Annotated in this window: 17 protein-coding genes; 6 read left to right on the top strand and 11 right to left on the bottom strand. The window is 36.2% G+C overall.

Features of this window, described 5'->3' with window-relative positions:
- Positions 1-1,001, top strand: a 1,001-nt coding sequence (locus EGI31_RS04720) for an ISL3 family transposase (RefSeq protein WP_255035273.1), incomplete at its 5' end; no start/stop codon positions are given.
- 49 nt (positions 1,002-1,050) lie between these two features.
- Positions 1,051-1,893, top strand: coding sequence for a polysaccharide deacetylase family protein (locus EGI31_RS04715; RefSeq protein WP_255036013.1), 843 nt, complete (start codon positions 1,051-1,053; stop codon positions 1,891-1,893).
- Between the two features lie 58 nt (positions 1,894-1,951).
- Here the strand turns inward: EGI31_RS04715 and pruA are convergent, their stop codons facing one another.
- The 5 genes from pruA to EGI31_RS04690 form a co-directional block, all read right to left on the bottom strand.
- Positions 1,952-3,577 carry an L-glutamate gamma-semialdehyde dehydrogenase gene (gene pruA / locus EGI31_RS04710; protein WP_255036012.1) on the bottom strand — a complete coding sequence of 542 codons (1,626 nt, stop codon included), beginning with the start codon at positions 3,575-3,577 and terminating at the stop codon, positions 1,952-1,954.
- A 142-nt stretch (positions 3,578-3,719) separates the two neighbouring features.
- Complete coding sequence (locus EGI31_RS04705) at positions 3,720-4,916, bottom strand: hypothetical protein (RefSeq protein WP_255036011.1); 1,197 nt, start codon at positions 4,914-4,916, stop codon at positions 3,720-3,722.
- Positions 4,917-5,009: 93 nt separating this feature from the next.
- Complete coding sequence (locus tag EGI31_RS04700) at positions 5,010-5,390, bottom strand: LytTR family DNA-binding domain-containing protein (protein ID WP_255036010.1); 381 nt, start codon at positions 5,388-5,390, stop codon at positions 5,010-5,012.
- Positions 5,391-5,577: 187 nt separating this feature from the next.
- The gene (locus tag EGI31_RS04695; RefSeq protein WP_255036009.1) at positions 5,578-5,970 is read right to left on the bottom strand and encodes a thiol-disulfide oxidoreductase DCC family protein; all 393 of its coding nucleotides are present in this window, start codon (positions 5,968-5,970) and stop codon (positions 5,578-5,580) included.
- Between the two features lie 29 nt (positions 5,971-5,999).
- The gene (locus tag EGI31_RS04690; RefSeq protein ID WP_255036008.1) at positions 6,000-6,434 is read right to left on the bottom strand and encodes a hypothetical protein; all 435 of its coding nucleotides are present in this window, start codon (positions 6,432-6,434) and stop codon (positions 6,000-6,002) included.
- 147 nt (positions 6,435-6,581) lie between these two features.
- On the opposite strand from EGI31_RS04690, the gene EGI31_RS04685 reads away from it, so the two are divergent.
- Both EGI31_RS04685 and argE read left to right on the top strand, forming a co-directional pair.
- Entirely contained in the window at positions 6,582-7,970 is a 1,389-nt protein-coding gene (locus EGI31_RS04685; RefSeq protein ID WP_255036007.1) for a YfcC family protein, read from the top strand.
- A 128-nt stretch (positions 7,971-8,098) separates the two neighbouring features.
- Positions 8,099-9,256 carry an acetylornithine deacetylase gene (argE, locus tag EGI31_RS04680; RefSeq protein WP_255036006.1) on the top strand — a complete coding sequence of 386 codons (1,158 nt, stop codon included), beginning with the start codon at positions 8,099-8,101 and terminating at the stop codon, positions 9,254-9,256.
- Between the two features lie 9 nt (positions 9,257-9,265).
- Here the strand turns inward: argE and EGI31_RS04675 are convergent, their stop codons facing one another.
- The 3 genes from EGI31_RS04675 to EGI31_RS04665 all read right to left on the bottom strand — a co-directional run bounded on the left by EGI31_RS04675 (position 9,266) and on the right by EGI31_RS04665 (position 13,480).
- On the bottom strand, positions 9,266-9,664 hold the full coding sequence (locus EGI31_RS04675) for a helix-turn-helix domain-containing protein (protein WP_255036005.1): 399 nt from the start codon (positions 9,662-9,664) through the stop codon (positions 9,266-9,268).
- 3 nt (positions 9,665-9,667) lie between these two features.
- On the bottom strand, positions 9,668-9,964 hold the full coding sequence (locus EGI31_RS04670) for a type II toxin-antitoxin system HigB family toxin (protein ID WP_255036004.1): 297 nt from the start codon (positions 9,962-9,964) through the stop codon (positions 9,668-9,670).
- Positions 9,965-10,075: 111 nt separating this feature from the next.
- Positions 10,076-13,480: a DUF7133 domain-containing protein gene (locus EGI31_RS04665; protein WP_255036003.1), complete on the bottom strand. Its 3,405-nt coding sequence runs from the start codon at positions 13,478-13,480 to the stop codon at positions 10,076-10,078.
- Positions 13,481-13,574: 94 nt separating this feature from the next.
- Between EGI31_RS04665 and EGI31_RS04660 the strand changes: the two genes are divergently transcribed.
- Together EGI31_RS04660 and EGI31_RS04655 are read left to right on the top strand one after the other, a co-directional pair.
- Positions 13,575-14,321 carry a DUF6503 family protein gene (locus tag EGI31_RS04660; RefSeq protein WP_255036002.1) on the top strand — a complete coding sequence of 249 codons (747 nt, stop codon included), beginning with the start codon at positions 13,575-13,577 and terminating at the stop codon, positions 14,319-14,321.
- The gene (locus EGI31_RS04655) at positions 14,318-14,977 is read left to right on the top strand and encodes an SGNH/GDSL hydrolase family protein (RefSeq protein WP_255036001.1); all 660 of its coding nucleotides are present in this window, start codon (positions 14,318-14,320) and stop codon (positions 14,975-14,977) included. Before EGI31_RS04660 ends, EGI31_RS04655 begins: the two co-directional genes overlap by 4 nt.
- A 112-nt stretch (positions 14,978-15,089) precedes the next feature.
- On the opposite strand, the gene EGI31_RS04650 is transcribed toward EGI31_RS04655, so the two are convergent.
- From EGI31_RS04650 to EGI31_RS04640, 3 genes are all read right to left on the bottom strand, one after another.
- The gene (locus tag EGI31_RS04650) at positions 15,090-15,464 is read right to left on the bottom strand and encodes a GxxExxY protein (protein WP_255036000.1); all 375 of its coding nucleotides are present in this window, start codon (positions 15,462-15,464) and stop codon (positions 15,090-15,092) included.
- A gap of 3 nt (positions 15,465-15,467) precedes the next feature.
- Positions 15,468-15,905, bottom strand: a complete 438-nt coding sequence (locus tag EGI31_RS04645; RefSeq protein WP_255035999.1) for a single-stranded DNA-binding protein — start codon at positions 15,903-15,905, stop codon at positions 15,468-15,470.
- A 435-nt stretch (positions 15,906-16,340) separates the two neighbouring features.
- Positions 16,341-23,288 (bottom strand): PAS domain S-box protein, encoded by a 6,948-nt coding sequence (locus tag EGI31_RS04640; protein WP_255035998.1) that lies wholly within the window; start codon positions 23,286-23,288, stop codon positions 16,341-16,343.
- Positions 23,289-23,643 lie beyond the last annotated feature (355 nt).

The raw sequence follows: 23,643 nt of genomic DNA, 5'->3' as shown, positions 1-23,643 counted from the left end.
ATTGTAAAATACCACGTGTAAAAACTGTTGAGAATAAGGTTGAACAAGTCTCAGTACCGTGGGCACGGGAAGGTAGTGGTTTTACACTTCTGTTTGAGGCATTTAGTATGTTGTTAATAGAGCAAGAAATGCCAGTCAACAAGGTAGGCAAAGTGATTGGAGTTTACCCCAATCGCATCTGGAATATCTTTAATTATTGGCTTGGAATTGCTTATTGTGGTGCAGATCATAGTGATATTTCAACATTGGGAATAGACGAGACAAGTTCTAAAAAGGGGCATGATTATATAACCGTTGCGGTGGATATGAAAACTTCAAGGGTAGTACATGCAACTGAGGGCAAGGGAGCAGACACCATTACGAAAATAGCTGATTATCTGGAAACTAAAGGTACCCAGAGACAGAATATCAAGCAAGTTTGTATAGACTTATCACCCTCTTTTATCAGTGGTGTGGAGTCAGAATTTTCAAATGCTCAAATAGTATTTGATAGGTATCATGTCAAAGCACTCTTGAATAAAAGTATGGACGACTTAAGAAAACAAGAACTAAAGAATCACCTAATGCTAAAAGGGCAAAAGTATTTGTTTCTCAAAAATGACAAAAACATGACGGCTTCTCAAAAAACACAGAGAGATATGTCACTAGAGGCATTACCCAGATTAGGTGCGGCTTATCGTTTAAAAATACTATTTGACGACTTTTGGTCTATTAAATCGCCTCAAGAAGCTCAAGGGTTTTTAGCCTATTGGTGTGATATGGTAAAAGAGGCAATGATACCTCAATTTGAGAAATTTGCAGACACCGTAATCAAACATTGGAAAGGAATTACAAACTATTCTAAATACCATATTTCAAACGGAATTTTAGAAGGTATTAATAGTAAAATCCAATTGGCTAAAGCTAGGGCTCGTGGATACAGAAATAAAAACAATTTTATCAGTATGATTTACTTCATTGCTGCTAAACTCAAATTCAAGTACCCACTCTATTCAGCATAGAGCCATTATTTATTTGCGTCTCTGCGACTTTGCGAGATGAAATTTACTTATGAAAATACTCACTTTCGACATAGAAGAATGGTTTCATATCCTCGACAACGACGCCACCAAAACGGAGGCCGAATGGGAGGGATTTGAGTCGAGAATCCATGGAAACATGAGCAAAATACATGGAATTCTGGGTGATCAAAAAGCCACTTTCTTTTGTTTGGGTTGGGTGGCGAGAAAATTCCCTGAGGTTCTGAAAGAAATAGATCGAAGAGGACATGAAATAGCAACGCATTCGGACTTGCACCAGTTGGCCTATGAACAAAATCGGCATACTTTTAAGCAAGATTTGGAGCGTTCAATTAAATCTATCGAAGATGTTATAGGTAAGAAAGTGAGGGCCTATAGAGCTCCTGGTTTTTCATTAATGGAGCAGAATAAATGGGTTTTTGAGGTTTTGATGAAAAACGGTATTGAGATTGACGCCTCCATTTTTCCAGCCGAGCGTTCACACGGTGGATTTGCACAGTTTGGCCATGCAGAACCTTGTTGGATTGATATTGATGGCATGCGAATGAAGGAGTTTCCGATTAACCTTTCTTCTTTTGCTGGTAAAAACTTAATCTTTTCAGGTGGAGGTTATTTTAGGTTATTTCCATATCCTCTGTTGGATTTAATGACTAAAAACTCTGATTATGTAATGACCTATTTTCATCCCAGAGATTTTGACCCAGAACAACCGATGGTTCCAGGCTTGAATTTCTTCAGAAAGTTCAAATCATATTATGGACTAAAAGGCTGTCTTTCAAAGCTTGATAAACTAGTAAAGAAACACGAATTTGTAGATATTCGCACAGCCGAGTCCTCTATTGATTGGGAAAAGGCTAAGGTAGTGCATTTGTAAAAAAAAAAAGACACGAACAAAACCTGTCCGTGTCCAATCAGTAAAATCCGAGTTCTATCTACCCCAAAAAAGGATATTTGTAATCCGTAGGCGATACAAATGTTTCTTTAATCGTACGTGCATTCACCCAACGAAGAAGATTGAGCTTTGAACCTGCTTTGTCGTTGGTTCCTGAGGCTCTGGCCCCACCAAATGGCTGTTGACCAACTACCGCTCCTGTTGGTTTGTCGTTGATATAGAAATTACCAGCTGCATTTTCTAAAGCCTTTGTGGCTTGGTCAATCGCATATCTGTCTTGAGAGAAAACTGCACCTGTAAGTGCATAAGGCGAAGTGGTATTTACCAATTCTAAAGTTTCTACCCAAGCGTTTTCGTCGTAAACATAAATGCTCAAAACTGGCCCGAAAATCTCCTCGCACATGGTTTTGTATTTAGGGTCTCTGGTTAAGATGACTGTTGGTTCTATGAAATAGCCCACCGATTTATCAAAACCTCCTCCTGCAATAATTTCGACATTTGGATCATTTTTGGCAGCAGATATGTAACCCGAAATTTTGTCGAAAGCCTTTTCGTCTATAACTGCATTGATGAAATTCGAGAAGTCTTCTGTTGGTCCCATTTTTATTTCTCTTAAGTCGGCCAACATATATTTTTTCACATCTTCCCAGATATTAGATGGGATATAGGCCCTTGAAGCTGCCGAGCATTTTTGCCCTTGGTATTCAAAAGCACCACGAACCAATCCAACTGCAACAGCCTTGGCATCAGCTGATTTATGAGCAATCACAAAGTCCTTGCCGCCCGTTTCACCCACAATTCTTGGGTAAGATTTATACTTATGAATATTGCCTCCTATAGTTTTCCAGATGTTTTGAAACACTCCAGTGCTACCCGTAAAGTGAATTCCGGCAAAATCGGCATGATTAAAAACCACTTCGCCAGTAACCGGTCCATCCACATAAATCATGTTGATAACACCGTCAGGCAAACCTGCCAATTTGAAGACTTCCATTATCACATTGGCAGAGTAAATTTGTGTATATGCCGGTTTCCAAACACAAACATTGCCCATCAAAGCTGCACTTGCTGGTAGGTTACCCGCAATGGCAGTAAAATTAAATGGGGTAAGTGCAAAAACAAAACCTTCCAATGGTCTGTATTCCAGTTTATTCCAAACGCCTTTAGAAGATAAAGGCTGCTCAGCCATTATTTCTTGGTAAAAAGCTACATTGAATCTTAAGAAATCTATTAGTTCACATGCCGCATCAATTTCTGCCTGAAAGGCATTTTTTGATTGGCCTAGCATGGTTGCTGCATTTATTTTGGCTCTATATGGCCCTGCCAATAAATCTGCGGCTTTCAGAAATACTGCAGCACGCTCATTCCAAGGTAGATTTGCCCAGTTTTTTCTGGCTTCCAAGGCCGCATCAATGGCTGCGGAAACATGTGAGGCATCACCTTCAGAAGCATAACCTAATACATGTTGGTGGTCATGTGGAGGAGAGAGCTTGATTTTTTTATTGGTAAAAACTTCGTCGTTGCCAATATACATGGGCACTTCTACAGTTCTAGAACGAAGTTCTTCTATGGCTTTTTTTACATTTATAGTTTCATTGCTGCCAGGAGCGTAATTTAGAACGGGCTCATTCTGAGGAAGCGGAACTTGGTAAATGGCATTATGCATTTTATTAGTTTGTTAGTGATGTTTGTGATCGCAAGTTCGGTAATAATATTTTTTATTCAAAATTGTTTCTAAAATGATAAAAAAACAAAAAAGCACCTTTTCGTTTATGAAATGGTGCTTTTTGAAGGATATTGTTGAATAATTATTCTTCGTATGTAATTAAAATTCTGAAAGGACGATTGTTTAGTGATGAACCCACACCAAAAAAAGTAATATCAGTAGCATTTAAACTATAACTGTATTGAATACTTGCTGCACCTCCTATTTGATTCGGTGCGTCTGTGAAAACTCCACCACTTCTTTCAATAAAAATCGAAACATCTAGAATTTTATTTACGTTAAGTCCATGAGGTGTAGTAAAACTAGCTCCAGCACCCGTTGTCCCGGTTAGTTTCTTCATTTTAATATTCGGAGCAGAAAAACCACCAAGTTTTGTATAACCAGTTACAAGTAAATCACCAGCAGAAGAACCAATTTGAACATTTCCATTCGAGTTAGGATTCAAATATAAAACACTTGCAGCTGTATTACTATATGAATTAATTTCGTCTGTATCAAAAACTAAATGCTGTCCTGTAGTTGAGCCTATTGCAAAAGCACCAGTAGTGCTTGAGGTAGACCCTGCTGTAGATGTAACATGCAATGGAAAGTCAGGTGAATTTGCAGTAGAACTTCCAACTCCCACCTTCCCATTTAAAACAGACATACCTAAAACACTTCCCAATTTATTTCCAACTCCTGTTCCGTTTGTATAGAAGTCAAGCCTTCCCGTGTAGGAGCTTCCACCAGCCCCATCAGCACTTTCGATATAACCTGGTCTCCATTCATTTCCTGTGCCTTGGTCAGAGTAGAATTGAAGTTTTCTACTTCCAAAACCTAGATTTGGGCTGGATAAACTAATATCTCCAGATACATCTAACTTACTTAAAGGTACTGTTGTACCTATACCTATCTTTCCATCATGAGAAATACGCATTCGCTCTATTAAGTTAAATGTTCCATTAGATGTGGTTGAAAATCGCATATCCGCACCTTGGCTCGATGAATTCCAATTTTCAGTTGTAAACATGTCAATCCCCACTTGATCAGAGAAAGATGTGGTATTCCAAAAACCAGCACCACGAATTCTTAAAAGGCTAACGCCAGTTAATGGTGGTGTAGGGCTGGCTATTGTACCTGCAGATCTTATTGACCTTACATCTGGAGTTCCTGTTGATCTTAAAATCAAATCAGGATTAGAATTAGTGGTAGTTTGATTGCCAGGTGTAAGTAGGATTGATTGAGCACTAACTTTTGATATTGCGAGAGCGATCAAAAATGAAAATATAAGTTTTTTCATAGTTTTAATTGTTTTAATTGAAATCGTGCTTCTAAATTAAAATAGGTTTTTCGGTATTATTCAAGTGTTTTATCTAATGGTTAAGTGTTTTATTTAACGGTAATTTATGAGATAATCCAACTTGTAATCAGATAGATAGTCCAAGAAGGCCTTGCCTTTTCTTCGCGACAAAACATGGCTTTTCCCATCTTTCATAAGTGCGTAATAAACACCCTCTTTACAATCTACTGATTTGAGATAATCTACATTGAGTAATAAGCCTTTACGTGGTGAGAAAAAATTAGATTGCGAAGCAAGTTGATCCGAGAAAAGCCTCATCGTAAATGCACTTGTCAGAATTTTGTTGGCAGATGTCTGAATCAGACTGTAATTTCCTTCTCCTTCAATGTATTGTATTTCGGGTGATGGAAGAGTTTGCTTACCATAATTTAACACGAGGCATGGCAAGCCTGTTGAAGTAAAAGTAGTTTTCATGGGTTTTAAATTTATAAGTTTTCATGTTTAGTAAAGACTCTCAAAACTATGTAAACTATAAACTTAAAACTGGACTATTAAGTATTCTGAAGGTTTTTCTAAATAATTGGTAAGAAAAAGTGAATATTTGGAAAGTCTTTTTGGAATGGTATTAATGATTTGTTTTTCAGATTATTAGGTTTTGTTTTTAGAGGAATCTTTCTTTTAATTCATCAGTTGGCAGCCAACAATTTTCTCTTTTCCCAAACCATTTCAAGCGGTTTTTGGAAACAATATCATAGAAAAAGTCGGTAACGAAAATGGGTAGAAAGCTGAAAACACTCAGCCAAGCGTATTTTGTGAGATATTTGGCTATTTTAAAAACTGCATTTGATTTCACGAAAATCTTTTCGTTTTCTATCAAAATTAGAGTGCCGAAGTTTTCTGTAGGAAGTTGGTGCTTTTTTAAGAAGTCTTGTGCAAATTTAGACTGTAGTGATGCAAATTTGAAAATATTTTTAGTGTCGTTACGAAGCACAAACTGTACGGCACCATTGCAAAGATTGCAAACGCCATCAAACAAAATAATAGGTGATTGCATAAAAAAAAGCCTCTTTCGAGGCTATATTTTTAAAATAATTTTTCAAAAGGAAGTCTGCTAAGTATCAAAAGCAGGGCAAGTCCAAAGAATATCATTGATACTTTAAACTTTCGTCCATTCCCAACTGCCTTTTTCGATTTTGCATTACCGATGGTTACCAGAACTGCTGCAATGATGTTCATTGTTGGATGTTCTACCACAGCCTTTCTAACAGCTCCGTCTTTCATTGCGGCTCCCATATCCGCAAAAGCGGTTTGTGCTACAGGCGAAATAATTAAAAGAACTATTCCTAAAAGCAACATGGTATGTGTGGTAATCAAAGCAAACAAGTTGATTTTTCTGTGAGAATCATCAAATACTTTTTCTGAATTTGAACCTATAGCTCCGTTTATAGTAGCATAAGCCAACAACGCCAAAGCGATGAACGCAATCCAATGGTGAGCTTGTAAAATGATAGAATACATAAAATTTGGTTTAAATGTTTGTCAAAAATAATTGAATATTTCAATATAAACACCCAAAACGTGCATTTTGGTTTAGAGTCGTTTTTTTATTACTGGTTTTGAGCCTAAATTACCACTTCAAAAACCCAATAAACCCTCGAAACTAGAATGAAAAAATGGTATGAATATATTCCACATCCGGTAATTATTCTCTTTGGAATGATCGTACTGGCATGGCTTTTTACTTATATGTTACCAGCAGGGGAATTTGATAGGGTAGAAGTAGATGGTAAATTGAAGGTAGTGGCAGGTTCATTTCACTTCGTTGAGTCTGCTAAATTAAGCCCGACGGTAATTTTTCAATCTATGCCAAAGGGTTATAAAGCTGCCATTGAAGTTATTTTTATTATCGTTGCCAGCGGAATAATGTTTGGTGTTTTGAATGCAACTGGGGCAGTAGAAAATGTGGTGGGTTCATTTGTAAAAGTTTTACGACAGAAAAACCAAAGCCTTCTGATAGCTGGTATGACCTTCGTTTATGGGGTGTTGGGTATGTTTATTGGCTACGAAAATAACATTGCGATGATTCCGATTGCTGCCGTTTTGAGTCTCGCCATCGGTGGTGATTTAGTTTTGGCCACTGGAATAGCTGTCGGAGGCGTCACTGTTGGTTTTGGTTTGTCTCCTTTTAATCCGTATACGGTAGGTACAGCCCAACGAATCGCCGATTTACCTCTTTTTTCAGGTGCTTTGTTGAGAATTATTTTGTGTGTTTTGGGTCTTATTGTAATGGCATGGTACAACATTTCTTATTTCAAAAAAATCAAAAGTACACCAGAAAAAGGTTTGGGAACTGACTTGGATAATTCGGGCTTTTCTTTGTCAAAAGCAATTGACCAATTCAGGATGGGTACAAAAGATTGGGTGATTTTGTTGGCATTTGTAGCTATGTTAGCCATCATGATTTATGGAGTATTTCAGTACAAATGGTATCTTAATGACATTTCGGCTTTGTTCTTAATGCTTACAGTATTTTTGATATTTTTCCTTAAAAAAAGTAATATCGAAATTGGTGAAATCATCCTAGACTCTGTTGCAAAAGTAGCCCCAGGGGCTTTTATGGTGGGCTTTGCGGCCACTATCAGAATCGTGATGGAAGAAGGCAAAGTCAGTGATTCTATTACTTTCTATCTGGCCAATTCGCTGGAAGGTCTGCCCAATTATCTATCGGCAGTAGGTATGGTGGCCACTCAAAGTTTGATGAACTTCATGATTCCGAGCGGTAGCGGACAAGCATTAGCCACAATGCCGATTTTGATTCCATTGGGAGAAATGTTACACCTGACCAAGCAAACTGTGGTTTTGGCTTTTCAAGTCGGCGATGGTGTGAGTAATCTTGTAAACCCAACTTTCGGTGGGCTTATTGCCATGATTGCCATTTGCAGAGTGCCTTTTGAGCGTTGGCTGAGATTTATTGCACCTGTTGTAGCTATTTTAGTGGCCCTGACAGTTATTTTTGTAATTATATCGGTCATGATTAATTATGGGCCAGCTTGATTTAATAAACACATAGGGCACATAGATAAAATTCGCAAATTCCACTTATTAAAGATTAGAAAAGAATATATATGGCACAATGAAAAACTATGATCTCTATGTGCCTATGTGTTTTAAAAAAACAAAAAATGAGACTTCAAAAAACAAAAGAAATTTTAACTGACTTGGTGGCATTCCAAGTTTTAGGTGGACAAGGAAACCTGGCGATTGTAGATTATTTGACCAATTACTTAAAATCTCTAGAAATTGATTTTCAGGTGGTACCCAATAAAGATGGCGACAAGGCACTGTTGCATTGTCGTATAGGACCCGCAGTCGACGGTGGAGTGATTCTTTCTGGTCATACCGATGTTGTGCCTGTGAAAGGTCAGGACTGGGTGACCGAGCCATTTGTGCTTACTGAAAAAGATGAAAAGTGGTATGCCCGAGGCTCATGCGACATGAAAGGCTTTTTAGCTTGTTTTTTGGCAAGCGTTGATCTTTTTAAGAAATCAAATCTCAAAAAACCAATATACTTTGCTTTTTCTTATGACGAGGAAGTTGGTTGTCTTTCGGGCTACGAAATGGCCTGTGCCATACGAGATTTTTATGATGAAAAACCGAAATATGCCATTATTGGTGAAGCTACCATGATGCAACCTGTTGTTGGTCAAAAGGGTATCTGTGTGCTAAAAACTACCGTATTAGGCTCGGCTGGACACAGTAGTAGAATTAAAAGAGAAGTAAGTGCCATACATGTGGCTGCCAAATTGGTGGTTTGGCTCGAAAACAAAATGAACGAGCTTTTTGAATCGGGTGAAATTGATGATCGTTTTACGCCGAATCATACCTCAATCCATGTTGGTCAGTTTAATGGAGGAATAGCTCCGAATGTCATTGCAGACAAATGTACTTTCTACTGGGATGTACGGATTATCCCGAAAAGTAATTTGGAAAATATTCTGAATGATTATGCTGACTACTGTAAAGAACTAGAAGCAGAGCTACAACAAAGATTTGCAGGTGCCAGAATTATCACAGAAGAAGACCATCCGCCTGTTCCGCCATTAGACACACCTGAGCATCTAGATGTTGTGCCATTTATCCAAAAAATAACTGGAAACTATGAATTGGGTACTGTAGCCTATGCAGCCGAGGCTGGTCAGTTTGCTTTAGCTGGTTTCGAATCTGTTATTTGTGGCCCAGGAGATATTGCACAAGCACATCGGGCCAACGAATTTATCGCCATCGAACAAGTAGAAAAATGCTTGACTATGATGGAAAAATTGGCGGAGGAATTGAGCTGAGAATTATGTTTAGGAAAGTAAAATATCTGCTGGGATTTTAAGATTTTGATATAGCTTTTTTATCATTTTTAGGTTAAGATTGCGTTTACCATTAAGTACTTCAGAAACTCGGTTTTCTCCCCCGAAATACGTTGCTACGTCTTTTTGAGAAAGATTTAGCATTTCCATTCTTTGTTTTATGGCTACCAAAGGACTTGGTGTTGGTATCGGATAGTGTTTTTTTTCATAGGCTATGGCCAATGTGGTGACTGCGTCCAACAAATTTAGAGCTCTTTCCTTTAATGTTGGATCTTCTATCATATCTGCATCAACCAAATTGTCTATAACTTCTGAAGCCCATTTGAAATCATCCTCTGAAATTATAGGTTGCAAAACGATGCTGTTTAAGTAATTGATATCAATTTTCATTATTTATATGTTTTCGATGTCTATTAACTTGTCATATTCCTTGTGAGTGCCAATGAATCTTACGAAAGCAAAATTTAGTTGATATTCAAATTTGACAATTAGTCGATATTTATTTTTGCAAATATTAAAGATAATTCGGTTGTTCTTAATCGTGTCAGCATCTTTAAAAAACTTAATTACTTCATTTGGGTTTTTAAAGTCGATTTCTTCTAAAATCGAGTACCATGTTTCTAGTGCTGGTCTTGCATCAGGGTATTTTTCCCAATAATTCCGAAGAGTACCTTTACTGAATATTCTCATTTCGATACAAATATAATGAAATTCCCGAAATGGGAAGTGTAATGAGTTTTATTTTCACAAAAAAAGAGAGACTATCTTTAGCCTCTCTTTTTGATAATTCTAATTCATTCTTTATTTCATACTTACCAAATATTCCACCAAGTCACGTATCTCTCTTTTAGAAAGAATATCCCCCATGGGAGGCATGCTGGATGGCATATTTTCTCTTTTCGCTATTCTCGTTAAGGCCACTTTGGTTGGTTCGGCGTCTGATGTGGTAAGCACAATTTCATGCTCATTTTCTGACATCAAAGTCCCCGTAATTTCTTGGCCGTCTTTTAGTGTGAGGCTTACTTGACCGTAACCAGGGGATATTCTATTACTCGGTTTTACCAAGGCCTCTAGAATAGATTCTCTGGAAAGTTTACCTCCAATTTTACCCAAATTAGGTCCAACTGAAGCTGGGGCATTTGGTGAAGTAGAATGACATCTAACACATTGAGCAGTAGAGTTATTGTTGAAAATATTTCTTCCTTCCCATGTATTGCCTCCGAAGAGGGCAACTTTGAATTCCTCAAACCAATCGTCGGACTTTTTGGTGCTGTTGAGTTTAGATATAAGACTTTCTGAATTGGTTTTCTTAACGGCTTCTGAGAGATCTAGGAGAAGTTCCTTGTCTAATTTCTCAGTGGCCATCATGTCTATCATTGCACCCAATACTTTTTCTGTTTTGGTTACTGGCATGTTGGCCAAGGTGCCGATGAGTCTTTGTTTTTCTCTGATAGAACCTTTCTCAAAGATAGGCTTTACAATCTCATTCAGTGCATTTTCGTCGATATTCAGCTTGGATAATGAGCCAATTGAAGCTACCCTTACTTCAGATTTTTCATTTTGAAGACCATTTTGAACAATTTTATCTAGACCGGTATAATTCAAATTAGAAAGAGCCTCTAATGTGGCAATCTTTACTTTTGGTTCTTTAGTGGTCTCGAAAATACTCACCAGTTTGTCATTGAAAGATGCAATTTTCAAGTTGGATAGTAACTGGCTGATGGCTACCTGCGTTTCGGGATTTTCGGCGTTTAGGAATGCCGTTACATGGGGTTCAATACTTTGCTTAACCTGGTTTAAATCCCTAATTATTATGCCTCTATATCTGCCATCTACCCTGTCCATCAAAGAAGGCTCAGCCCAAGTGCCTAATGCTGCTATCGCTTCTGCTCTTAGTTCGTCTGTTATTTTTTCTTTCTTTGCGTAGTTAATCAAGGCATCCAGTGAAGTTTTGTCACCCACTCGCAAGGCCACGTTGATGGCTCTTCTAAATAGCGGTTCTGACGTGAATTTGTCGTTATTGAGCATTTTTACCAATGCTGGAAATGCTCCCGGAATCGACAAGTCATCATTGATGGCTCTCGCTGTTTCTTCTACAATAAACTCATCTTCATCTTGCAAGAAAATCTGAATTTTATCGCTTTTTAGTCTTCTCAAAACTAGCACAGCCGCCAATCTCAAAGATTTATTTTTATTATTTGCCAAAGCAACCATTTCGCTTTCAGCACCTAATCTGCTTAGGGTAAACACACCTGCGTGTCTCAAATAAACATCTTCGTCTTTATTTTCTGCTATCATGTCCAAAATATTCGGCACGACACCTTTATCTCCCATTTTTCCCAAAGCCTCTGTGGCATAAAATTTCACACGAGGCTCAGAGCTTTTAAGTAAATTTCTCAATTTACTGATGGCATTTACATTTCGGGTTTCACCCAAAGTTTTTGCGGCTTGGGCTTGAATTTCGGTATCGCTGTCTTCCAAAACCGTCAAAAGAGCTTCAGAGTATTTAGCATCGGTTCTTGCCAACATCCCAATTCCCCAAATTGCATGAATTTTAGCCAGTTGGTTTTTGGAGGTCTTCACTGTGTTTTCGAATACAGCAAAACCCCTTTGCCCACGATTTACCAACTCAAACTGAGCCTTTTTGCGGATTCTCATATCTTCAAAGCCAATTAAATCGGCAAGCATACCGTCGGTTTGGAGCGGATATTTGAGTGTCATATAAGAGAGCGTTTTTTTTCTCAAATCCTCCAAATCGTTCTCTTTTTCAGTCACATCAATTTTCCAAACTCTGCCATAATTTTTTGTATCCCAACCATTCACCCAGTCTGCGGCATACAAAGCACCCTCAGGGCCAAACTGAATAGCCGTAGGCAATATACCACTGATGAGATCTTTTTCTCCATCCAGTACAAATGACGCTCCTTTTTGTTTTAGCCCAAACGACCAAATATGTGAACCCCCCGGGCTACCTACAAACTCTACCAAGAAGAATTTATTCAGCCAATTTTTACCAAATGCTGTACCGGGGTTAAACTGCATTCCTGTAGGACCATTGTGGAAATTCATAATGGGCGGAATGATGTGGGCCGCCTGGCCTTCCCAACGAGGCACAGAAAGACGCTCGTCCATCCATACTTTGTATTTGTTGTTTTTTGAATCGGTGTATTTTCCGTACTGCCAGTTGGACCTCCAGCCCAAGTCAGCACCTTCTACCAAGTGTACCAATCGCTCTCGCTCAGTTGGGTGGTCGCCGTCGTTATCTGACGAAATAATGTTGCCGTATTGGTCAAAAACAAACTCGTGGGTATTTCTTATGCCCGAGGCAAAAACTTCAAAATCAGTTCCGTCTGGATTAGAACGTACCAAAACGCCTTCGTTGGGAAATTCAAATCTTTTACCGTCTAATGAAGTGATGTTGGCTCCGATGTCGCCGATTTGCCAGTAGATTTTGCCATCTGGGCCTTCAGTGATACCACTCATGCCATGGCCACTAAAGCCGATATGAACGGCATAACCATGGCTTATTGATTTTTTGGTTTCGTAAAAACCATCTTTGTTTTTGTCTGTCAATCTCCACAAATCCGGACCTGTAGCTACAAAAGCATCATTTTCTCTGACTAAAACTCCGCCGGCTACATCTGTAATTTCTTCATACAAATCGTTGAAAACACGTGTAGAAACGTCTGCAATGCCATCTTTATTTCTGTCTTCTATTTTCCAGATTTCTTCTTTTTCTACGGCCAAATCTTTCCAGTCGTGAACTCCGTCTTCATTGAGGTCTTTCAGCCATGTATTTTCACTGCTTTTCTCAGGAGCAAATATTTTGTGAAGAAAATTACGTCTATCTTCGACAGATTGTAGCCCAATGGACTCCGTCATCCAGTTTTGATGTCCTCTGATGTCAAACTCAGAGTGTTTTTGGCGGTTGGTACGGGTCAAATATACCGCACCGTTGTCGTCGATAGACATAGCTATGGGATCCGGGGCTAAGGTGTCGCTTGCCCAAAGCTTAATTTGAAGTCCTTCTGCCAGTTTAATTGGTAGTTTTTCCTTTATTTCTTGGGCTTTTTTTGCTTGATCTGGTGAATTGTCACTAATGACTAGAATGTCTTCGCTACCTTTGTTTTTTTTGCAAGAATTGGCAATGATAACGAACGAAAGGGCAACAAAAAGACTCAGAATTTTAGATGATCGAATCTGCATCGTTTGATAATTATGGTTGAAAATTCTACAAAAATATTTAAAAAAAGCTATATTCGAATTCGGTTCTGTTTATTAATTTCTAATAAAAATATTTATGAGAAACATTCTTGAGAAATCTGGTATTCTTACAATTTTGGCATTGCTGGTTTTTATAAATCATGCTTGTAAACCCACAGCACAATCTATTGTAGATGAGTGCATTGAAGTTTATGGGGGTAAAAAGTATGATGATTTGGATGTTGCTTTTGATTTTAGAAACATGCACTATACTATCAAAAATATAAATGGGAAGTACACTTATACCAGAATACAGATTGACAGCTCAGGTCACAAAATTGAGGATGTCGTTACCAATGATTCTTTCGAACGGAAAATTGATGGAGTAAAAACGTCAGTTCCAGACTCCATGGCAACCAAATATACTAGCTCTGTCAATTCGGTGGCCTATTTTTTCCTTTTGCCCAAGCCATTAAACGACCCAGCAGTGAGCAAGGAGCTTGTTGGAACTTCAAAAATTAAAGGCAAGGAATATGACAAAATAAAAGTAAAATTTAGCGAAGAAGGTGGTGGAAAAGACCACCAAGATGTTTTCATGTATTGGATAGAAAAGAAATCGAAGTCTATGGATTATTTTGCGTATTCTTATGAAACCAACGGCGGTGGTATCAGATTTAGAGAGGCTTTTAACCAGAAAACCCAAAACGGAATCAAATACAGCGACTACAGAAACTATGGCTTTGAAGATTTAAATACAAAATTGGAGAATTTGGACGTGCTTTTTGGGCAAAACAAAATACCTTTGAAATCAGAAATTATCAACCTTAATGTAATCATAAAATGAAAACTCTCTTGTTCGGATTATTCTTAACCGCAGTTCTCTTTGCTTTTAAAGCCGATAATCCTAAAAAAATCATATTTTTTGGAGATTCCATCACCCAAGCGGGAGTAAATCCGGGCGGATACATTACCATGTTAAAGGAAATGTTCACAAAGGCTGGCAATACCTCAGAGCTCATCGGTGCTGGAATAGGTGGCAATAAAGTTTATGACCTTTTCTTGAGAATGGAGGACGATGTTTTATCAAAGAAGCCCGATGTGGTGGTGATTTATGTCGGAGTAAACGACGTTTGGCACAAAGCGAGCTACGGAACGGGTACTGACGCAGATAAGTTTACGAAGTTTTACGTGGCATTGATCAAGAAAATGCAAGCTCAAGGAATCAAACTTATTCTAACCACTCCAGCAGCTATTGGCGAAAAAACCGACCATAGTAACCAACAAGACGGAGACTTGAACCAATACTCAAAAATTATCCGTGACCTTGCAGAAGAGCACAAATGTGGGTTGGTAGACCTTAGAAAGGAGTTTTTGGCCTACAACCTAGCCAATAACCCAGAAAACAAAGGCCAAGGGATTCTCACCACAGACCGTGTACATCTTAATGAAGCCGGTAATAAGATGGTGGCTGAGTTGATGTTTCGTGAATTGATGAAGTGAGAAGCGTTTTTTTTACCACAGAGTGCACAAAGTTTTGCACAGAGATACACAGAGAAATTACTCTGTGCATCTCTGTGAAATAAAAACTCTGTGTCCTCTGTGGTAAGAATTTTTAGACTATAAGTCTTCGAATTCCTGATTTCAATAAAGGAACATTAAAATTCAACAAAAGCCCAAGCCTGCAATTGGATAGTTTTAAATAAGTCAAGACTTGAGCCACATGAATATCTGCGATAGCTTCAATTGATTTAATTTCTAAGATAATCTGTTTATTTACAATTAAATCGATCCGATACCCTGTTTCCAAATGAATTTCTTTATAAACCAAAGGCAGTGCCTTCTGTTTCTCAACTAAAAGTCCAGAAGATTTCAATTCATAAAAAAGACATTCCTCATATGCACTTTCTAATAATCCGGGTCCAAGGGCATTATGAACCGTGAATGCACATCGCAGAATTTTTTCCGATAGCATGTTTAACTCTTCCATAACTCAGAAAGGCAAATCATCCACATCCGCCACCTGATTAGGCACCATAGCGTTGGCGGCTTGGTTGGCACCTGCATAAGAAGCAGAATTTCTATTCTCTCCGTCACGATTGGGTCTGCTGAGCATTTGCATGCTGTTGCCTCTGATTTTGAAGGAGAATTTTTCTACTTCGTTGGCGTCGGTATATTTTTCGGTACGGATGCGGCCCTCTATGTACACGCTGTCACCTTTTTTGAGATATTGCTCGGCTATGCCGGCCAAGCCTTCCCAAAGTTCTATGCGGTGCCATTCGGTGTTTTCTACTTTCTCGCCATCTTTGTTTTTGTAGGATTCAGTAGTGGCGATGTTAAATGTGGCCACTTTTCCACCGCTTGGAAGGGTTCTTACTTCTGGGTCTGAGCCTAAGTTTCCGATTAACAATACTTTGTTTAATGATGCCATGATTTTGCTTTCGTTTGAAATTGTTAATAATGATTTTCAATAGTTTCTTCCCAAGTCGAGAAGACGATGCAAAATTGGATTGGCCAACAAAAATTATTCGGTAGATAAACGTTTGTATTCGTTTATAAATGTTTGTTGTCGGGTAATGTATTGGTTATGAGTGTTTTATGTTAAACACATATAATCATAGGGAGCATAGAAAATCTATGATTCTATGTGTTTTTTAAAAATTAACAACTAGCAATCTAATTCACAAAAGAAAAACTATGATTTCTATGTGCCTATGTGTTTTAAAAATAATACGCTTGTTTAGTAATCAAATCAAACACCAACTGGCTCACTTTCACCCGGAATTTACAACTCCCAAATCTGCAAACCAAGTTCTAAAAAAGAATCGGGCTGGCGTATCAGTGAAAAGCGAAATATACAATCAAATCAAATTTCTGGAAATCGTATTTCGATAATTGTTCCTACTTCATCATTTGGATTGTTTGGCTGCTCATTAGCATCTCTTATTGAAAATTCAATATTGGCGTCATTTATTTTATTGTAAGTAATTAAACGTTCAGTAGTAATTTTTAGGCCTTGAGATTTATATCCTTTGTTTGATTTGCCTTGGATTCTCTCAGCGTTTTTTCTACCAACACCGTTATCTTCAATTGTACAAATCAAATAATTAAGTTCTTTATAAAATCTGATGATAAGCAGTCCTTTTTGAAGTTTATATCTTAAACCATGATTTATAGCATTTTCAATAAAAGGCTGTAAAATCATCGTTGGAATTTCAACGTTTTTATTAACAGAACTATCTATTAAAAACTCAAAATCAAACTTATTATCAAACCTTATTTTTTCTAGTTCAATATACAGTGTTAGAAGATTTATTTCCTCAGAAAGGGGGATAAATTTGCTGCTGGATGAGTCCAAAAACAAACGAATCAATCTTGAGAACTTAGATAAATAAAGGTTAGCTGTTATAGTGTCTTGATTAAAAATATAGCTTTGAATAGAGTTTAATGCATTAAAAACAAAATGTGGATTCATTTGCATTTGTAATGCTCTAAGTTCCAGTTCTGCCTTAGACCTATTGGCCTCTTCTGTTAATTCTTGGGCTATTTTAAGTGCTTCTTCAGCATTTTTTTTCTCCGTAATGTCTGTAGAGGTTCCAATGACCATAACAGGCACATTTTGCTCATTCTGGATAATCTTAACGGAGTTTTCGAGCCATTTAATTTTACCATTTGCATCTTTTATTCGAAAAATTCCATAGGCATGACCATATTCGTTTAGGTCATTTTCAATTTGCTCACCTATCCATTTATCTTCTAATAAAATAACATCCTTCCACAGTGAAAATTTTCGCTTCCAGATTTCCGAAGATTTACCAAATACATTTTCAAATGAATTACTGATTAACACGAGCTTGCTATCGGGTAAGCTAAGGGCCCAAACCACCTCATCTAATGAATTAAGAATATTACTTAATTTACGTTCACTCTCCAAAAGCAATTGTTGCGATTTCCTTCGTTCGGTTATGTCAACACTTACTCCAATTAGGCCAGTGACTTCTTCTTTTTCATTCAATAGTGGGATTTTTGAAACCAATAACCAAGTTTCTGTACCATCTTTTTTTACCAATGGAGTCTCTAAACCGATGATTGACTCTCTTGTTTTTATGACTTGTAGGTCTTGCTCATATGAGTTTTGAGCTGTTTCATAATTGTATAACTCAAAATCTGTTTTTCCGAGTACTCTTTTTTCATCTTGAAATCCCGCAAAATACACATCAGTTTTATTAGATAGGACCTTTTTAAACGAATTGTCTTTTACATAAACATTAACCGGAATGTTATCTATTATTGCACGCAATAAACGTCTTTCCTCAACTAATTCTTGTTCTACTTTTATACGTTCTGATATATCTCTTACCACACAAATAAACCTAAAAACGCGATCTCCGTCATAAAAGGCTGTTATGGTATCTTCACGCCAAATGAAATGGCCTTTTTTATGTATTGATCTATATTGTAAACTGAAGTTATCATATTTAAGGCCAGTATAATAACGCATCTTTTTTCTGAAATTTTCAACGTCTTCTGGATGAATATAGTCCAAAAGATCGCCTTCGCTTTGTTTATAACTTTCTTCGAATGAAAACCCAAACATTTTCTGAAATGAAGGAGACGTGTATATTATTTTAGTATTTTCTATTACAAATATTCCATCTGAGGTATTTTCAGCAATAAAACGATAACGTTCTTCACTTTCAATAAGTAAACTTTCTACTTTTTTCCTTTCGGTGATATCAATGATCACTTCTATTTGTTGAACAAAATTGCCTTCATCATCTTTTATGGAGGTATTAACTATTTCTACCCATTTTTTGGTTTTTTTGAAGGTCTCAATCTCGAGTTCAATATTAAAATTATTGCCTTTGATTATTTCTGATTCAATATTTGGATCTTTAAATTTAGGATTGAATAATTCGGTTGGCCGTTTTCCTAATAAGTTTGGCATATCTATTTCCATCATATCTAGGAAACTTTGATTTGCCCATAAAACATGGCCTGTATTATCAGCAATTAAAACCCCATTGATAATTTTTTCAGCAACAGTAGATAACTGTTTAATTTCACTTTGAATTTTCTTTCTTTCTGTAATGTCAGTGCATATGGCAGAAAACCTGACCAATTCATTGGCCTCGTTTCTAATTCCAAAGTATCTCATATAAATCCATTTCAGATTTCCATCAGGGGTTTTTATCCTGTATTCTATTTCTGATGAATTATTTATATTGATTTGTTGAAATACTTGGTCTCTAATCCATTGTTCGTCTTCAAATAGATAATCTTCCGCATAAGTATTAGGACTATAAAAATAGGATTGATCAAAACCAAATACTTTGCTACATGAAGGGCTCACATATATGTATCTATTCTCAGCCATGTCATAAAGCAAGAATACATCTTCAAGGTTTTCATTTAGTTGCCTGAAATTCGACTCACTTTCTCTTATGATATGTTCATTGTTTAGACGTTCTATGGCATTTGCAACATTTGTGGATAAAGAGAATAGAATGTTTATTTTGTCGTCCGACCATATTTGCTCAGTTGTACAATCATCAAAACCGATAAAACCATAAAAAATATCTTTAATGGTGATAGGGAATAAAATTATAGAAAGAATTCCTTGGCTACTTAAGAGCTCAAAGACTTCTGGGTCTTCTATTTCAGATACTATTTTTTTGAAAACTTTATTTTGAAGAAGTATTTCAGTGATAAATCCAAAACTATCTAGCGGTAAATTTTGTAATTCAGGATTATCAATTTGAGGTATTATGCCTTCTCTAACCCATTCGGCTTTTTGATTTGTTAAGAATTTAGCGATATCGTTTTCAAAATAATATATTCTATCAGCACCTATGGTATCTCCGATTAGGTTAAATATTTCTGACAGCGATTCTTCGATATTCGTACTTATTAAAAGTTTTTCTGTAGACCTAGCCACTACAGCAAGTAATTCGCTTTTGTAAAGTAATTCTTTTTGATTTTCAATTAATTTGGCCTCGGCTTTTTTTCTTTCAGTTATATCTATTTGAATAGTTGCCATGGAAACTGGCATTTTATTTTTAGGGTCACGAATAATAAAAATGGTGGAATCTGTGATGATTTTTTCTTTTTTATTAAAATTATTTAACTCTAGTTCACCATGCCAAATCCCTTTTTCAAATACTATTGGTAAAATTGTATTATCAAGCAATGATTTAGTTTGGTCTAGGTAAAAATCCCTAAAGCTCATATCTTCAAGGAGATTATTGAATCCTAAAATATCTTTGGCTTTTTCATTTAAGAATATAACTTTCCCTTTTAAATCTGCCATTCCGATTAAGGCACCAGAATACTTAACTAAGCTTACAAATTTTTCTTGTTCTAACTGGGTTGAGATTAATTGAATTTGAGTGTTTTTAAGCTCTTCGTAACTTTCTACCAGAGCTAATTCAGCATGTTTACGTTCGGTAATATTTGAGATGATTCCATTGAGTATTATTCTGTTCTCCATTTCATCGTAATACCCTCTACCTTTTTCACTAACCCATACGATTTCATTCAATTTATTAACTATTCGATATTCGATTGAGTATTCTCCAACCTTATCCTTTGATTTGAATTCTACAAAACTCCTATCCTCAGCAAAAATCAAATCTAGGTAGCTGCGTTTTTTGTTCAAAATAAAATCCTCGGCGGGATATCCAGATAATTGCTCAAGTACATCACTAATATAAATCATCGTCCTTTCGGAATCATTTAGACACCTAAATGTAACACTGGAAAGATTCGAAAGTAGCGAACTATACTGTTGTTCTTTATCTTTGATTATCTGAACCAGTTGGACTTGGTCATTTATATCTTGAAAAGTTCCATAGAGTCTTTTGCTGCGACCATTTTCATATTCTGATTGACCCAATGCTCTTACCCAACGTTTATTGCCCTTATAGGTAATAATTTCAACTTCAATGTCAAAAGATATACCCTTTTTAAAACACATTGTAAATGAATCAAAAACCAAATCTCTGTCTTTGCCCTCTTTAAAAAATGTCAATGCACTTTCTAAATTCAATTCAAAATCCGGAGGAGTCTCAAGAGTTATTTTATTTATATCTGAAAAAAAGACTTTATGGTTTTCAACATCTATCTCCCAAGCACCGACTTTTGCCACTTGGCTAGTTTGCTCCAAAACCTCTTTTGTTCGTTTCAATTCATTTTCTGCTTTGAATCTTTTATAGGCTTCAATTTCTAAGGAAATAAAATCTGCAATTGATTTTGCAAATGAGACATCCCCATCTGTCCAATGCTTGATTTCATGTTGATTTTCCCAACAAATAACACCAACCAATTCTCCGCCAATACTAATTGGCAAATCGAGCATGGACCTTATATTGGCAGATTTGAGGTATTCATTCGCGAATTCTTTGGTATATGGATGTTTAGAGGCATCAGGGGCAATAATCGCTATTTCGCCTCGTAGTCCTTTAAAATATTTAGGGTAATCTTTTTCAAAGATGCTTTCTGAAATGCTATGGGTATTACTCTCTTTTAAAAATAAATCCTTACATTCGATTTTATTTTGTTCGAAAAGCCAAAAACTCACTCTTCCTACATCAATACCTTTTGCAGCTGCTTCAGTGATTTTAAATAAACCCTCATTCCAAAAATTACCATCGTACAATCTTGATTTAGAAAGTTTAATTAGAATCTTATTCTGATTCAGTATTAAATCTTTACGCCGGGATTCTTCCAGTTCTTTTTTCTTTCTTTCCTCAATGTTCCTTCCAGTAACAAGTCTAATTGTATTTCTTCCATGTTCATCGTAAATAAGACTAACGGAGTCTTCTCTCCATATGTATGTGCCATTTTTGTGTAAAAAACGCGTAACATAAGTAAGTTTTGGGGTCTTATTCTTGATGGCCTCACCATAGATGTTATCAAGATATTCATGGTAATCGGGATGGAATAAATCGAATATATTATTTTCGGCGATGGCAATTGCCTCTTCGGTTGTGTATCCGAATTGTTGTTGATGTGTAGGAGATACATACGTGACTTTTTTACCTTCAAAAACAACTACGACATCTGAAATATTCTCACTGATATATCTAAACTTTTCTTCACTTTTTTCTAAGGCTAATTTAGCTTTGACTTGCAAATCTATATCTTGTACAAAGCCGATAACTCGAGTACAAACACCATTTTTAAAATCTGATGCACCTTTTGCTCTTACCCAAAGTCTATTGCCTTTTGCGGTAATAATTGGTAGCTCTAAGTCATAAGGAATTCCTTCGTTAATACATCTGCCTAAAGATTGCAACAGTAAATTTCGGTAATTCCCTTCTTCAAAATAATTAATGACTTGCTCAAAACTTGATTGGTGGTCAGGGGATACCTCAAAGATTTCTTTAGTAATCTTTGACGAAAATATCTTTTGCTTTATAAGGTCATACTCCCATCCGCCCATGCGGGCCACTTGACTGGTTTGTTCAAGAACATCTTTTGTCTTTTTGAGTTCTAAATTATCATTTTTATTTTCTGTAATATTTCGAGCAATACATATAATCTCTTTGATTTGGCCTGAATCATCGCAAAGTGGTGAAACTATCACACCAAACCATATATTCCCGATCTCTGAAGGCAAATAATACTCGACATAATGCTTTTTATTGGTCTTTTTAGTTTCCTCAATGGCATTAGTTATAGTATGAAGGGCTTCATCAGGGAATCCAATTTCGTTAATTTTTTTTCCTAAGAAAAACGACGGAGGCATCAACAAGTCTTCATCGTTTTCACTTTGATAGTATTCAGTAAAAACTTTATCTAAATTTATAACAAATACCAAATCACCTATATTGGATATTAAGCTGTTAAGCCTATTATTTGAGAGGGTAATTTGGGTTTCAGACCTTTTAAATTCTGTAATATCTCGACCAATTTTTAAGACCAAGTCTCGATTTAAAGTATCCTCCTGCCATTCTATTATTTTTAATGAACCATCGGGTAGCTTTACTTTTATTGTTGAATTATCTTCATTTTCTTCGAACCCCAATTTGCTTTTAACTTCTAAATGCCAACTTTTATCAATGAAATCATTAGACCTAAGCCCAAAAACATCATCGATGTTTTTACTCGCAAAAGTTACTTTTCCTTCTCGATTTACCCCAATAATGAATTGATTGCCCTTGTTAAAATAATTATAGGCAAAGAATAAGTTTTCTTTAATATTTAAATCTACATGATGGATTATAAAGTTGATGATAAAGGCAATGAATACACCGTTAAAATAAATGATGAATTCTTTCGTGGAAATGGTATTGGATAGTAAAAATGCTATGAGTACTGCTAGGCAAGTAATACTGTAAAAATAAAAGTACTTAAGTTTATAGAAAACATAATACGATATCATGTTTACTAAAATAAACTCAGTCAAATTGAGATAATCTAGCTCTTTATTGGTGGCAATGTTGTAGAGGATTATAACATTATAAATGGAAAAAAACAGTAAAAATAATCGATATAAATTTTTTCTTAAACCGGCATAATAATCACTCAAAAATGCAATGCTAAGGCAGCATAAACCTACAAATATGTTTATGGATAATTCGCTTTCGGCCCTGATTGCGAATAACTCGACATAAAACTCACTGAAAGGAATAAAAATCCCAACGCCCCAGAAGTATAACAAATAACGATAGTAATGAGTCGATAAATCTTCAAGATTATTAAGATAAATGGTACGATTTTTAGAAAATGATTTTTTTAAAATCGCATAAACAAGAATTAAGGCTGAAGTTACTATGATAACCAAAAAAGAAAATTGAACTGCCTTACTCATGAAAATCAAAATGGAAAAATGGTAATAATCATATATTATACTGAATACATACAAAGTTGAATATTTAGCTAAAATACAGATTATATATTTATGTAAACAAAAATTAATTAGACTTTTAATTTTATTACAAGTTAACTGGCGTTCTGGTAGAATATCATTGGTTAAAATATGAGTTATTGAGCGGGGTCAAAATATTATAAGTAATTGATTATTATAACATTAATGGTGATTGGAATATGGAATAATGTGTTTATGGAGTTAAAAATTAACACATGGCAACATAAGAGAACTATGGTGGCTATTTGCCTATATTTTAGATATGTTAAGCTGAAATGAATATGTATTTACCAAGCGA

The organism is Lacihabitans soyangensis (assembly GCF_024343775.1).
Taxonomy (GTDB): domain Bacteria; phylum Bacteroidota; class Bacteroidia; order Cytophagales; family Spirosomataceae; genus Leadbetterella; species Leadbetterella soyangensis.
The sequence above is the reverse complement of the archived record's forward strand: the minus strand, read 5'-3'. Positions and strand labels throughout refer to the sequence as shown.